Origin of the sequence: Cobetia sp. LC6, assembly GCF_030264805.1 — a bacterium.
Classification (GTDB): Bacteria; Pseudomonadota; Gammaproteobacteria; order Pseudomonadales; family Halomonadaceae; genus Cobetia.
Genome location: NZ_JASSPL010000003.1, coordinates 248,784 through 262,217 on the forward strand (window position 1 = coordinate 248,784; position 13,434 = coordinate 262,217).

Here is a 13,434-nt window from a genome sequence, read left to right on the forward strand (position 1 = left end):
GAGGCATGAATATCACGACCTTTCGGCGAGATATCTTCAGGCCTTGTGTAGAAAACACGCCATTTCAGGAGATTTCAGACGCAACAGGGGCCGCAACAAGAAGTGTTTGTCGGGAGGATCTGACGAGAAATACCGCGAGAGGGGGGTACGACCATGCTCGAAAGAGATGGTGGAAGGTGTCGCATGGAGCCCGAACCCTGGCGGATCAGAGCGTGAAAACATCACTGATCGGCGGGGAGCGTATCGCCTCCCCGCCTGGAATCAGTGGGTGTCGATATCGCTTTCAGTATCCATTTCCAGCACTTCGATGTCGCTTAAATCCTCGCTTAGGCGCTTGATTTCGTTGTGCAATTCTATTCCACGACGGGCGCGGAGATGGCGGACTGCGCTTTGTTTCTTGCGGGCCTGATGTTCGTCGGCACCGAGAGTCATGAAAATATCGAGAAGCTCTTTCTTGAGCGTATCTACCTGCTCTGAATTACGCATGATTCGACCTCCATGGCATCCAAAGGATGTGGGCTTTCACTGGCGCCACACCGTTTTACTATAGCTCACTTGACAAAATTGTGACTATAGCCTGCCTGTGCAGGCGACACCCCCGGGGGGATGACGTAAGCTCAGGCATGCCCATGAAGTCTGCAAGGAGTGTGCCGTGAGCCATGCCATCTTCGACGACCTGAGGAGCCGGATGGAGAATTTCCGCCGCTCTGAACAAAAGGTCGCACGCTATGTCCTTCGCCATCCGGAGGAAGTGATTCACATGCGGATCGTCGATCTGGCCAGCGAGTCATCGGTCAGTGAGCCGACGGTCGTGCGTTTCTGTCGGGCAATGGGCTTTGCCGGCTTCCAGGATTTCAAGCTGCAGCTGGCGCAACGCCTCGCCACCGGCACCCAGTTCGCCCAGTTCTCCATGAATGATTCCGACAGCGTGGCCGAGTTCTCGCACTCGCTGTTCGATTCCACCATCGGTACCCTGCTGTCGGTGCGTGACCGCCTGGATGCCGAAGCCGTCGCGCGTGCCATCCACTCGCTGGCCTCCGCCAGCCGGGTCGAGTTCTACGGCTATGGCGCCTCGGGCGCCGTGGCTCACGATGCCCAGCACAAGTTCTTCCGCCTGCAGATCTCCACTGCCGCCTACACCGACCCGCACATGCAGAACATGTCAGCGGTGACGCTGGGGCCGCGTGACGTGGTGGTGGCCATCTCCCAGACCGGCCGCACCAAGGCACTGATCGCCAGCGTGCGGCTGGCGCGTGACGCCGGCGCGACCGTCATCGGGCTGTGCCCGAGTGGTTCGCCACTGGCGGATGAAGTCACGCTGCCGCTGCACATCGATGTGCACGAAGACACCGAGATCTACACCCCGATGAGCTCGCGTATCGCGCACCTGGTAATCGTCGATACGCTGGCGGTCGGTGTCGCCAAGGCGCGTGGCCCCAAGCTCAAGGAGCAGCTGGAGGCAGTCAAGAAGAGCCTCGCCACTCTGCGCATCGACGACCACGACTTCGATACCCACTGAGCATCACTTGGGCATCCTCTGCCTTGAAGGCAAGTGCAAGGCACGTATGTGCAAGGAAGGCCGGCGCGGGGAAGAGCAGGGCAGGCCGCTGTGATAAGGTGGATGCCTGAACAGGGGCAGCGAATCTCACGCTGCTCCGCTCCTCGACTCCTCTGCCCTGTGGTGAGCCCTGCATGACCGAATCGCCCCTCCTCGATCACCTCAACACGCATCAGCGTGAGGCCGTGTCCGCGCCGCCGGGCAACATGCTGGTACTGGCGGGGGCCGGTTCCGGCAAGACCCGCGTGCTGGTTCACCGCATCGCCTGGTTGATGGACCAATATCAGTTCTCGCCCTACGCCATCCTGTCGGTGACCTTCACCAACAAGGCCTCGCGGGAGATGCGCACGCGTCTCGAGGCGCTCAATGGCAGCAGCCTGCGCCACATGTGGGTCGGTACCTTCCACTCAATCAGTCACCGTCTGCTGCGCACCCATTGGCAGGAGGCGCGCCTGCCCGAGCACTTCCAGATCATCGACAGCGATGACCAGCTGCGCATGGTCAAACGGCTGCTCAAGGAGCACAACGTCGATGATGAGCGCTGGCCGCCCAAGCAGGTCCAGTACTTCATCGCCGGCTGCAAGGAGGAAGGTCTGCGCGCCCATCAGGTGCAGACCCATGGCGATGCCTACATGGGCAAGATGGTCGAGATGTATGAGCTCTATCAGCTCGCCTGTGAACGCGGCGGCCTGGTCGATTTCGGTGAGCTGCTGCTGCGCTCGCTGGAACTGCTGCGTGATACGCCGCATCTGCTGGCGCATTACCGCGAGCGCTTCGCCCACCTGTTGGTCGACGAGTTCCAGGATACCAACACCCTGCAGTACGCCTGGCTGAAGCTGTTGGCCGGTGATCGCGAGTGCATGACCGTGGTCGGCGATGATGACCAGTCCATCTACGGCTGGCGTGGCGCGCGGGTCGAGAACATCCAGCGCTTCACCGAGGAGTTCGCCAACACCCGCGTGGTGCGTCTGGAGCAGAACTACCGCTCCTCCAGCGCCATTCTGGAGGCCGCCAACGCTCTGATCAGCCACAACGGCGGGCGCATGGGCAAGGAGCTGTGGACCGATAGCGGTCGTGGCGAGCGCATTCGTGTCTATGCCGGCTTCAATGATATCGACGAGTCGCGTTATATCGCCGATACCATCCGTGAGCTGGTCAATGAGCATGGCTACAGCCGCGACGAGATCGCGATCCTGTATCGCTCCAATGCCCAGTCACGCGTGCTGGAGGAGACGCTGATCCGCCAGGGCATGCCCTATCGCATCTATGGCGGCCAGCGCTTCTACGAGCGTCTCGAGATCAAGAACGCGCTCGCCTATCTGCGCCTGATGAACAACCGCGAGGACGATGCCGCCCTGGAGCGCGTGATCAACGTGCCGGCGCGTGGCATCGGCATGCGCACCGTCGAGCAGCTGCGCGAGCGCGCACGCTACGGCAACCTGACCATGTGGCAGGCGATGAGCGATGCGGTCTCCGATGGCGCCCTCAAGGGACGCGCCGCGACTGCCGTGCGAGCCTTCGCCGACATCATCGATGGCCTCGACAACGACACCGCCGGCATGGCGCTGCATGAGCTGGTCGAGCACGTCATCCACGCCACCGGCCTGCGTGAGCATCACGCCGCCGAGAAGGGCGAGAAGGGCCAGGCACGCCTCGAGAACCTCTCGGAGCTGGTCAATGCCTGCCGTGCCTTCAGTCAGGGCGAGCGCATGGACCCGGAAGCCCCCAGCGAAGGGGCCGAGGCGCTGGAACCCTTCCTCGCCGAAGCCGCACTGGATGCCGGCGACCATGAAGCCGCCGAAGGCGAGGAATGCGTGCAGATGATGACGCTGCACTCCGCCAAGGGACTCGAATTCCCGGTGGTATTCGTCGCCGGGGTCGAGGAGGGACTGTTCCCGCACAAGATGTCGCTGGAAGAGCCGGGGCGTCTCGAGGAAGAGCGTCGCCTGTGTTATGTCGGTGTCACCCGCGCCATGCAGCGCCTCTACCTGACCTACGCCGAGCTGCGGCGCATGCACGGCAAGGAGACTTTCCAGCGGCCGTCGCGCTTCCTGCGTGAGCTGCCGGAAGAGCTGCTGGAAGAGGTGCGTCTGCGTGGTCAGGTCTCGCGTCCGGTCTCGACCCAGCGCGCCACGCCGAATCGCCGTCCATCCGGTCCGCGTCAGGAGAGTGTCGAGGCCAATGGCGACATGCCGGCACTCTCGCTCGGCAGCCTGGTGCGCCATCCGCTGTTCGGGGAAGGCGTGGTCATCAATGCCGAAGGCCAGGGTGAGCGCGCGCGCGTGCAGATCAGCTTCGAGGGCGAAGGCGACAAGTGGCTGGTGCTGGGCTTTGCCAAGCTGGAAGTGCTGAGCTGACAGCAAGTCCTGATAGCAGGCGCTGATACGAGGCGCTGGCAAGAGGTGAAGAGTGGCGCAGGGGGCGCGGTATTCGTGCGCCATTACGGCCTTGGTGCAGTTGTGGGCCATCCATGGGTCGCGGCATAGTGGCAGACAATCTGCTGTCTTGATGCCGTGTCATGCATTGCCCACAACTCGAACAAGGAAAGTCCCATGCAACGCCGCCGTTTTCTCTCTGCTCTGGGGGCCGGTGCTGCCGGTCTCGCCGCCGCGCCTTTCGTGTCCACCGCCAATGCCTCCGAGGGCGAGACCATCCACTGGAAGATGGTCACCTCCTGGCCGAAGAACTTCCCGGCACTGGGCACCGGTGCCAATGAGTTCGCCAGCCTGATCGGTCAGCTCTCCGGTGGTCGCCTGCAGGTCAAGGTCTATGGCGCCGGCGAGATGGTGCCGGCGCTGGAAGTCTTCGATGCCGTGTCCTCCGGCACTGCCCAGATGGGCCACTCGGCCTCCTACTACTGGAAGGGCAAGGTCCCTGCGGCCCAGTTCTTCACCGCCGTGCCCTTCGGCATGAACACCACCGAGACCAACGCCTGGCTGTATCACGGCGATGGCATGAAGCTGTGGGACGAGATCTACTCGCGCCACAACCTCAAGCCGCTGGCGGTGGGCAACACCGGCACCCAGATGGCTGGCTGGTTCAACAAGGAAGTGAACAGTCTCGAGGACATGAAGGGCCTGAAGATCCGCCTGCCGGGGCTGGCGGGCGAAGTGATGAATCGCATCGGCGCCAGCGCGGTCAATCTGCCGGGCAGCGAGATCTTCACCGCGATGGAAACCGGCGTGATCGATGCCACCGACTGGGTCGGCCCCTACAATGATCTGGCCTTCGGCCTGCATCAGGTGGCCAAGTATTACTACTCACCGGCCTGGAACGAGCCTTCCGCCATCCTCGAAGGCACCGTCAATCTCGAGGCCTGGCAGGCATTGCCGGAAGATCTGCAGCAGGTGGTGATCCAGGCGGCCAGAATCGCCAATCACGCCATGGTGGATGAGTTCGCGCTGCGCAACGCTACCGCGCTGACCTCGCTGGTCGAGGAACACGGTGTGGAACTGCGTGAATTCCCCCAGGACGTCTATGCGGCGCTGTTCGATGCCTCCAACGAGGTGCTGGACGAGTTCATCGCCAAGGACGAGGACGCCAGGCGCGTCTATGAGTCCTATCGCGCCTTCCAGCAGCAGGTCGCGCCCTGGTCACGTATCGGCGAGCAGGCCTATCTGGATGCGCGTGGACGAGTGCTGGGCGAAGCCTGAGCGAGTCTCTTTCGGGCTACCTGACGGACTGTCTGACTGCGTGACTGACTGTTGACGAAAAAGCCGCCCCTGAGGGCGGCTTTTTCTTGGCGTGTGGCTGACAAGAAGAGGGGCGAGGCGCTTGGCTCAGTCCTGCTCCCCGGTGATGGCGGTGCTGGCCTGCTCCGGTACGGCACGGATGCGGCCATTGTCATCGAGTGCCACCATCACGTAGCAGGCTTCGGTCACCTTGGTCAGCGCATGTTGATTGCGCTCCTGCGGCGGGCGGATCCAGACCTCGACGGAGAGTCTGATCGAACTGCGCCCGACCTCTGCCACCTGAGTGAAGATATTGACCACCGAGCCGATACGCACCGGCGACAGGAAATCGAGACCCTCGACGGCTACGGTGGCAGTGCGCCCGTGGGCGACGCGCCCGGCGGCCAGCTCACAGGCCTCGTCCATGCGGTGCATCAGCCAGCCGCCGCTGATGTCGCCATAGAGATTGGTGTCCTGGCGCTGGGCGATCAATTTGAGCGTCAGTGTGCCGTTCGGCGTCGGGATATCATCCAGAGCTTGCATGTCATGACTCGCTATCTTGTTGTTATAAAATGGCCATTTCATTTCTGCACCCTTCCATCTGAAAAAGGTGCGTCTTTTGGCGCAGTGCGCTTCCTTGCCTGGGGCACTTCCTTGCGCAGGGCGCTGCCTTGCAAAGGAGGCTTCGGCAATGGCCGAAGGACGTCATCGGGTGCCATCGGTGGCAGCAGCGCGACGCAGGCCATGGCGGATGAGCCGCAGCGGCTTCATCATCTCCTGTATCCTACTCTGGCGGACAAAGCACTGTCCTCACTGACAAGGGACTGTCAGGAAATTTTTTTTGCGCTGCAGCATGGAGTATCGTTCCTCAACGCAGCAATGGCGGATACTCGCAGTGTTTCGTCATGCTACATGGGCCATCCTGAGCTACCGTCGCATGCCCGTCACCACGGGCATGGCAAGCAGTGGCCAGCTCCGTGTCGCATCGTCATCTCGTTCATTCTCTGGTGGGAAGTCGCCATGTCAGTTTCCGTCGGGACGCTTGTCCGTACAGGCTTTCGCGCCGTGTTCGCTTCGCTTCGCGGGTCATCCGTGCCTTCCTCTTATGTGCCCTCCGCAGGTGCGCCTCGTCTGCGCTCAAGCCCACCGTCGCTGCGACTGATGTCGCTTGCCTGCCTGCTGGGGCTCTCGACGCTCTCGGCTCCGGCGCTGGCCGACAAGGTGCCCGAATATCGCCCGGTGTCCGGGGTAGTGGGCAACCTGACGGCGGTGGGCTCCGATACCCTGTCGGTGCTGGTGACGCGCTGGGCTGCCCAGCTGCGCCGCTATCATCCGGGGGTGCGCGTGCAGCTGCAGGCCGCGGGCTCCTCGACGGCGCCACCGGCATTGATCGCCGGCACCACTCGCATCGGCCTGATGTCGCGCCCGATGAGTGACCAGGAGCGTCAGGACTTCACGCGTGAATTCGGCTATCCGCCGCTGGGGGTGCCCGTGGCACTGGATGCGATGGGCATCATCGTGCATCGCAGCAATCCGCTGGAGGAGATCAGCATCGCGCAGCTGGATGCCATCTTCTCCGCCACGCACAACTGTGGTGGCCAGGCGGCCAGTCGCTGGGGCCAGCTCGGGCTGAGCGATGAGTGGGATGACCGCCAGCTCACTCGCTTCGGGCGCAGTGCCACCTCGGGCACCTACGGCGCCTTTCGCCGAATCGCGCTGTGCGATGGCGATTTCCGTCTCGATGTCAGCGAACAGCCGGGCTCGGCCTCCATCATCGGTGCGGTGGGCTCCTCGCCCAATGGCATCGGCTATGCCAGCTTCAGCACCTCTTCGCCGCTGGTGAAGCAGCTATCCGTCAGCCGTGAGGCGGGTGGCCACGCTGTCTTCCCGAGCCGGGCCAGCATTCGCGACGGCCGCTATCCGCTGACCCGTGCGCTGTACATCTACGTCAATCGCGTGCCGGACGAGCCGCTCCCGGCGCTGGAACAGGCCTTCCTGTCATTGATCATGTCGCGTCAGGGCCAGCAGGCCATCCTGCGTGGTGGCTATGTGCCATTGCCGGAAAAGCAGCTGTTGCACTGGCGTCAGCAACTGGGGCTCTAGGATGTTGATGCCCTCTGATTCGCCTTTGTCATCTTTCTGTCATCACCTGGACATAATCTCGGTGCCATACCTGCTTCATGCGTCTGCGGAGTCGACACTCCCGGGCGCGAATCCTTTCGTGGTGATATTTCATGTCGGCAGTTGATGCCTCCCGAATGCAGCGTCGTCGTCTGCGGCATGACCGTCTTGCCAGTCTGTGGCTGACAGCGGCCGGATTGGGCGTGATGGTCATCGTCGTCGTGATGCTGGCCTATCTGGTCAGCGTGTCGTGGCCGCTGCTCAAGCCCGCCAGCGTCAAGCCGCTCGAACAGCAGGCGATCGACCAGCAGATGCCTGCCGCTCAGACCGACCTTGACTGGCTGAGCGACCCTGATTGGCTGAGCGCCTTGCCTGGCATGCGGCTATTCGCGCGTGACGGGCTGCCTCCCGTGCTGGCCAGTGATGATTCGACGGCGGACTTGCGCACCTCGCCGCTGGCGGGTGTCTGGCTCGCGGATGATCGTCTGCAGGTGGTACAGCAGTCCGCCGCGGGCATTCGCCTGCGCGGCAGTGCCATCGAGGTTCCCGCAGGACTTGAGCGCCGCCAGGCAAGCCTGGTGCTCAGTCGCGACCAGCTGTGGCTGCGTATTCCGTTCGAGGATGGCGATGGCCTGTGGCTGGCACGCCTGACGCTGTCGGCGTCGCACGCCACCGCAGGCGCGCTGGATGGCGATGCGGCAAGTCAGCCCCGGCACTCCGAGTGGCAGCAGCAGTGGTTGCCGGGCACGGCCAGACTGTCTTCGCAGCAGGGGCGTCTGCTGGTCACCGCTGACCGCGATGGCTTCACCCAGTGGCAACTGAGCGAGGCCTCCAGCGGGACCGGGCCGCTGGCACGCAAGCTGGCACATCACGCTGTGAGCTCTTCTGCCTCCGCGTCATCGCCGGCGATCACCGCGCTCAGCGTCCTGCGTGGCGGCAGAAGCCTGATCGTCGGGGACGCGGCAGGCGGCCTGACCCATTACCTGTTGCCGGCGCACGCGCAGCCGCTGGTCAAGGCCGGCGTCTTTGACAGTGGCCTGTCGGCGCCGGTGGTGACGATGGCTGCCGCCCATCACAGCCTCGGCTTTGCCGCGCTGGACGCCAACGGCCGCCTTGGCCTCTATCTGGCCACCAGCGAGCGTCGCCGTCAGGTGCTGGACTGGCTGGATGCCTCCCGGGTCGCGACAGGCGTGGCGCTGGAGTTCGACAATGATGACCACCGCTTGCTGGCATCGGCGGTCCGGGAGGCAAGGTTGCCCGGTCAGCTCGCTCAGGACGCGCCGCTGGGGGCGCTCGGCAAGGCCTATGCCGGGCTTGCGATACATGACCCGCATCAGGCCGTCGGGCTCGACGCCATCTTTGGCAAGGTCTGGTATGAGGGACGCGCTGCGCCGGAGTGGATCTGGCAGCTGGAGAGCACCGGCACCCACGAACCCCGTCTGTCGCTGGTGCCCATCATGTGGGGCACGCTCAAGGCGGCGCTGGCCGGGCTGCTGTTTGCCGTGCCGTTGGGGCTCGGCTGTGCCATCCATGTCGCCTGCTTCATGGCGCCGCGCCAGCGTTCCCGCATCAAGCCGCTGCTGGAGATGATGGAGGCACTGCCGACCGTGGTGATCGGCTTCATCGCCGCTCTGGTGGTCGCGCCCTTTGTCGAGCGTGAGCTGATGGCGGTGTTGCTGGGACTGGTCCTGATTCCGCTGGGCACCATGGCGGCCGGCTTCCTGTGGACCCTGGCGCCGCGCGCATGGCGCAACCTGCTGCCGGAAAACATGGCGGCCTTCGGGCTGTTGCCACTGCTGTTCGTGCTGCTGTGGCTGGATGTGACCATCGCCGGCCAGGTCGAGCAGTGGTGGTTCGACGGCGACCTCCGTCAATGGCTGTTCAGCCACTACGGCATCGATTATGCCCAGCGCAATACCCTGGTGACCGGCATGGCGTTGGGGCTGGCGGTGATGCCGACCCTGTTCACGCTCAGCGAGGATGCCCTCTCGTCGGTGCCGCGTGGCCTGGCCGCCGGCTCTGCGGCGCTGGGCGCGACGCCATGGCAGAGCCTGCGCCGCGTCATCCTGCCAGCCGCTGCGGTCGGGCTGTTCTCGGCGATGATGATCGGCATGGGGCGCGCTGTCGGTGAGACGATGATCGTGCTGATGGTGGCCGGCAATACGCCGCTGGTGGATGCCAGCCTGTTCGAGGGCCTGCGCTCACTGGCCGCGACCCTGGCCATCGAGCTGCCGGAGGCCGAGGTCGGCAGCAGTCACTACCGCTTGCTGTTCCTCGCTGCCCTGGCATTGTTCGTCTTCACCTTCGTGGTCAATACGCTGGCGGAAGTGCTGCGACAGCGCTTCACGCCGCCCAATCAGGGGAGCTGGGGATGAGACGCCCTGACACGAATCGCGCCAGCTCCTCACTGCTGCGCCCACGTGAGCCGCTGGTCGGACGCCTTCAGCGATACTGGCGTGATGGCGGCCCGTGGGGCTGGCTGAACGCCATGGCGGTCAGTGTCTCGCTGGTGCTGGTGCTGGGCCTGCTCAGCCTGCTGGTGGTGGGCTCCTTCAGTCACTTCTGGCCCTCCCGGCTGGTCGAGGTGGAGCTGACGGCGCAGCCGGGGGAAAGTCCCACGGCCCTGACCACCACGCGCGGAGAGCCGGCGGCCGACAATCGCCATCTGCTCGGCGAGCTGATGCACGAGGAGATGCGCCGTGTCGCCTCGGGCGAGGGGGACGACGCTCGCCAGCAATGGTGGTTGCTGCAGACATCCTCGCGTGACGGGGCCGCGGCCAGCTGGCAGTGGCTGCCGGAGACGCTGCTCGACAGGATGACCTTCCCCCGCCAGGCGCTGATGCTGGAAATGCGCGACGGCCGTACTCTCTACGGCATGCCACGGGCGCTGAGTGACCCGATGACAGGGGAGATGGACCACACGCCCGATGTTGGCGACGGGCCTGCCCGGCCCTTGGCCGAAGACACCGAGCCACTGTTTGCCCGCCTGAAGATGATCGAGAGCGAGCGCCGCCAGCTGCAGGCGCTGCGCCTGGACAGTGAAGCCTTGAGCAGTCGCTATCAGGCGCTGCAGCAGTCTCTGGCATCCCGGCGCAGGGCCACTGCCGACGGTGACGCGACGCGGACTCAAGAGGACGCTGAGCTCGAGCGGGAGATACAGGAGGAGTTGGAAGAGGTGCGCAGCGCCTTCATCGAGCGTGAAGGTCAGCTGAGTGCCCTGCGTGATGCCCTGGCGGGCGGACAGTTGCTGCTGGGCGGCAATGGCGGCTACGAAGGCCGCATCGCGCTCGATGATATCCGCAATGCCTGGCAGCCCAATGCGATGGGCTTCAGCGGCCGGCTGATGATGACGTTCCAGCGTTTTCGCGACTTCGTGGCCGGTGCCTCCACCGAGGGCTTCGGTGGCGTCTGGCCCGCCATCTTCGGCACCGTGCTGATGGTGGTGCTGATGTCGATCATGGTGATGCCCTTCGGCGTGATGGCGGCGCTCTATCTGCACGAGGTGGCCCATCAGGGGCGCCTGACGCGCCTGACGCGCATCGCGCTGCGCAATCTGGCCGGGGTACCCTCCATCGTCTACGGCGTGTTCGGTCTCGGCTTCTTCGTCTATGGACTGGGGGCCGGGATCGATGAGCTGTTCTATTCCGAGCGGCTGCCGACGCCGACCTTCGGGACCGGCGGCATTCTGTGGGCCTCGCTGACGCTGGCTCTGCTGACCTTGCCGGTGGTGATCGTCGCCACGGAAGAGGGGCTGGCGCGCGTGCCGCGTCGTCTGCGCGAAGGCGCGCTGGCGCTGGGAGCGACCCGCCTGGAAACGCTCAAGCGCGTGGTGATTCCGGCCGCCTCGCCGGCGCTGATGACGGGGCTGATTCTTGCCGTGGCGCGTGCGGCGGGTGAAGTCGCGCCGCTGATGCTGGTCGGGGTGGTCAAGCTGGCCCCGGACCTGCCGCTGGATGACAGCTTCCCGTGGCTGCATCTGGACCGGAAATTCATGCATCTGGGGCATCAGGTCTATGATCTGGCCTTCCAGAGCAGCGACGCCTTCAGCAGTCGGCCGCTGGTCTATGCGACCGCGCTGGTGCTGGTAGTCGTGATTCTATGCCTCAATCTGAGTGCCATTCGCCTGCGTCACATGCTGGCACAACGTTACAAGGGAGCCACCGAATGAGGCGTGACTCTGAACAGCCCAAGCCCCAGTTGTTTCTTCAGGAGACGCCTGCGCGGCCAGCTGAGGACATCTGCCTGGAAACCCGCCACCTGAGCCTCGATTATCAGGCGCGTGTCGGCAAGGAGAACCAGACGCGACGCGCACTGGAGGATGTCAGCCTGCAGATCGCACGCAAGCGCGTGACGGCCTTCATCGGCCCTTCCGGCTGCGGCAAGTCGAGCCTGTTGCGTACCTTCAATCGCATGACCGATCTCGACGAACAGTCACGTCTTTCCGGCAAGGTATTGCTCGAGGGCGAGGACATCCATGCGCGCGGCGTGGACGTGCCGATGCTGCGCCGCCGGATCGGCATGGTCTTCCAGACACCCAACCCCTTTCCGATGTCGGTCTACGAGAACGTGGCCTTCGGGCTGCGGCTGGTCGGCGAGAATGACAAGCGCCACCTCGATGACAAGGTCGAATCCTGTCTGCGCTCCGCGGCACTCTGGGAAGAGGTGAAGGATCGCCTGCACGACAGCGCGCTGGGGCTCTCGGGTGGCCAGCAACAGCGGCTGGTGATCGCGCGGACACTGGCGGTCGAGCCGGAGGTGCTGCTGCTGGATGAGCCGGCCTCGGCGCTGGACCCCATCTCGACGCTCAAGATCGAGGAGCTGATCCGTTCGCTGCGCTCACGCCTGACGCTGATCATCGTCACGCACAACATGCAGCAGGCCGCGCGGGTCTCGGACGATACCGCCTTCCTGCATGAGGGCCGCCTGGTGGAATTCGCCCCGACCGATCAGCTGTTCACCAACCCGCGCCGCCGCCAGACCGAAGACTACATCACGGGGCGTTTCGGTTAGCGCGCTCATGCGCGAACGTGCAGCCAGGTAGCCTTTTCGCCCTGATATTGCTGACGATGTAGGCCAGATAGCGCCTTTGAGTGATGGGTGAAACATAACTGCAATCAAGTGTCGGCATGCTGAGGGGGAGCCCGCTGTGTCAGTCAGCAGTGGGCCATACTTGTCACGTCATTCATGTCACGCCCCCTGACTCGGTGGGCGACTTTCCGGGAGAGGGAAATGGATATCACCAGCGATTCGCACGGCAAGCATATCTCAGAGCAGTTCAATCACGAGCTGGATGCACTGAAGACACACCTGCTGGCCATGGGCGGACTGGTAGAGAAGCAGCTGCAGGATGCCGTCACGGCATTGCTGGAAGGCGACAGTGAGACCGCCACACGGGTGCGCGACAACGACAAGGCTGTCAACGACATGCAGCTCAAGATCGATGACGAGTGCACCCGGGTGCTGGCCCGCCGTCAGCCGGCGGCCTCCGACCTGCGTCTGGTGCTGGCCGTCATCCGCGCCACCTCCGATCTCGAGCGTATCGGTGATGAATCGAGCAAGATCGCACGCAACGCCATCTCGCTGGTCGAGAACGGCCAGAGCCCGCGCGGCATGGTCGAGGTGCGACACCTCAGCCAGCACGTGCGCAGCATGGTGCGTGACTCCCTGACGGCCTTTGCGCGCTTCGATACCGACCTTGCCCTCAAGGTACTGCGTGAAGATGCCTCGGTGGATCTGGAATATCAAAGTGCCATGCGCTCGCTGATGACCTTCATGATGGAAGACGCGCGCCAGATCACGCCGGTGCTCAATGTGATGTGGATTCTGCGTGCGCTGGAGCGTATCGGTGACCACGCCGACAACCTGGCCGAGTACGTCATCTTCCTGGTCAAGGGCGTGGACGTGCGTCATACCGACACCCATGACCTGAAGCCGCAGGACCTGGACAAGAAGTGAGCTGAACTCCCGGGTGTGACGCAACGCCCGCAGACTTCTGCACGATGCTTCGCCCCGCACCTGCCCATCGGCAGGCCGCGGGGCGATTGCGTCATGGGAGCGCGAGCAGTCTCATGCGGCCGACAGCTG

General features: G+C 64.0%; 10 protein-coding genes. 8 read left to right on the forward strand and 2 right to left on the reverse strand.

The window, feature by feature from the left end:
• Window positions 1-261: 261 nt before the first annotated feature.
• Entirely contained in the window at window positions 262-486 is a 225-nt protein-coding gene (locus QQF40_RS06060; RefSeq protein WP_043331728.1) for a PA3496 family putative envelope integrity protein, read from the reverse strand.
• A 166-nt stretch (window positions 487-652) separates the two neighbouring features.
• Between QQF40_RS06060 and hexR the strand changes: the two genes are divergently transcribed.
• The 3 genes from hexR to QQF40_RS06075 all read left to right on the forward strand — a co-directional run bounded on the left by hexR (window position 653) and on the right by QQF40_RS06075 (window position 5,211).
• Complete coding sequence (gene hexR / locus QQF40_RS06065; protein ID WP_043331730.1) at window positions 653-1,519, forward strand: transcriptional regulator HexR; 867 nt, start codon at window positions 653-655, stop codon at window positions 1,517-1,519.
• 173 nt (window positions 1,520-1,692) lie between these two features.
• Window positions 1,693-3,915 carry a DNA helicase II gene (gene uvrD / locus QQF40_RS06070; RefSeq protein ID WP_175088893.1) on the forward strand — a complete coding sequence of 741 codons (2,223 nt, stop codon included), beginning with the start codon at window positions 1,693-1,695 and terminating at the stop codon, window positions 3,913-3,915.
• 195 nt (window positions 3,916-4,110) lie between these two features.
• Window positions 4,111-5,211, forward strand: a complete 1,101-nt coding sequence (locus QQF40_RS06075; protein ID WP_175088892.1) for a TRAP transporter substrate-binding protein — start codon at window positions 4,111-4,113, stop codon at window positions 5,209-5,211.
• A 126-nt stretch (window positions 5,212-5,337) separates the two neighbouring features.
• Here QQF40_RS06075 and QQF40_RS06080 read toward each other — a convergent pair whose 3' ends face one another.
• Window positions 5,338-5,772 (reverse strand): acyl-CoA thioesterase, encoded by a 435-nt coding sequence (locus QQF40_RS06080; RefSeq protein WP_175088891.1) that lies wholly within the window; start codon window positions 5,770-5,772, stop codon window positions 5,338-5,340.
• 549 nt (window positions 5,773-6,321) lie between these two features.
• On the opposite strand from QQF40_RS06080, the gene QQF40_RS06085 reads away from it, so the two are divergent.
• The 5 genes from QQF40_RS06085 (at window position 6,322) to phoU (ending at window position 13,305) form a co-directional block, all read left to right on the forward strand.
• Window positions 6,322-7,332 (forward strand): PstS family phosphate ABC transporter substrate-binding protein, encoded by a 1,011-nt coding sequence (locus tag QQF40_RS06085; RefSeq protein WP_175088890.1) that lies wholly within the window; start codon window positions 6,322-6,324, stop codon window positions 7,330-7,332.
• Between the two features lie 131 nt (window positions 7,333-7,463).
• Complete coding sequence (locus QQF40_RS06090; RefSeq protein ID WP_285460705.1) at window positions 7,464-9,725, forward strand: ABC transporter permease subunit; 2,262 nt, start codon at window positions 7,464-7,466, stop codon at window positions 9,723-9,725.
• Window positions 9,722-11,518 (forward strand): phosphate ABC transporter permease PstA, encoded by a 1,797-nt coding sequence (pstA, locus tag QQF40_RS06095; protein WP_285460706.1) that lies wholly within the window; start codon window positions 9,722-9,724, stop codon window positions 11,516-11,518. Before QQF40_RS06090 ends, pstA begins: the two co-directional genes overlap by 4 nt.
• Complete coding sequence (gene pstB / locus QQF40_RS06100) at window positions 11,515-12,360, forward strand: phosphate ABC transporter ATP-binding protein PstB (RefSeq protein ID WP_084589238.1); 846 nt, start codon at window positions 11,515-11,517, stop codon at window positions 12,358-12,360. Before pstA ends, pstB begins: the two co-directional genes overlap by 4 nt.
• Before the next feature lie 219 nt (window positions 12,361-12,579).
• The gene (phoU, locus tag QQF40_RS06105) at window positions 12,580-13,305 is read left to right on the forward strand and encodes a phosphate signaling complex protein PhoU (protein ID WP_043331737.1); all 726 of its coding nucleotides are present in this window, start codon (window positions 12,580-12,582) and stop codon (window positions 13,303-13,305) included.
• Window positions 13,306-13,434: the final 129 nt, after the last annotated feature.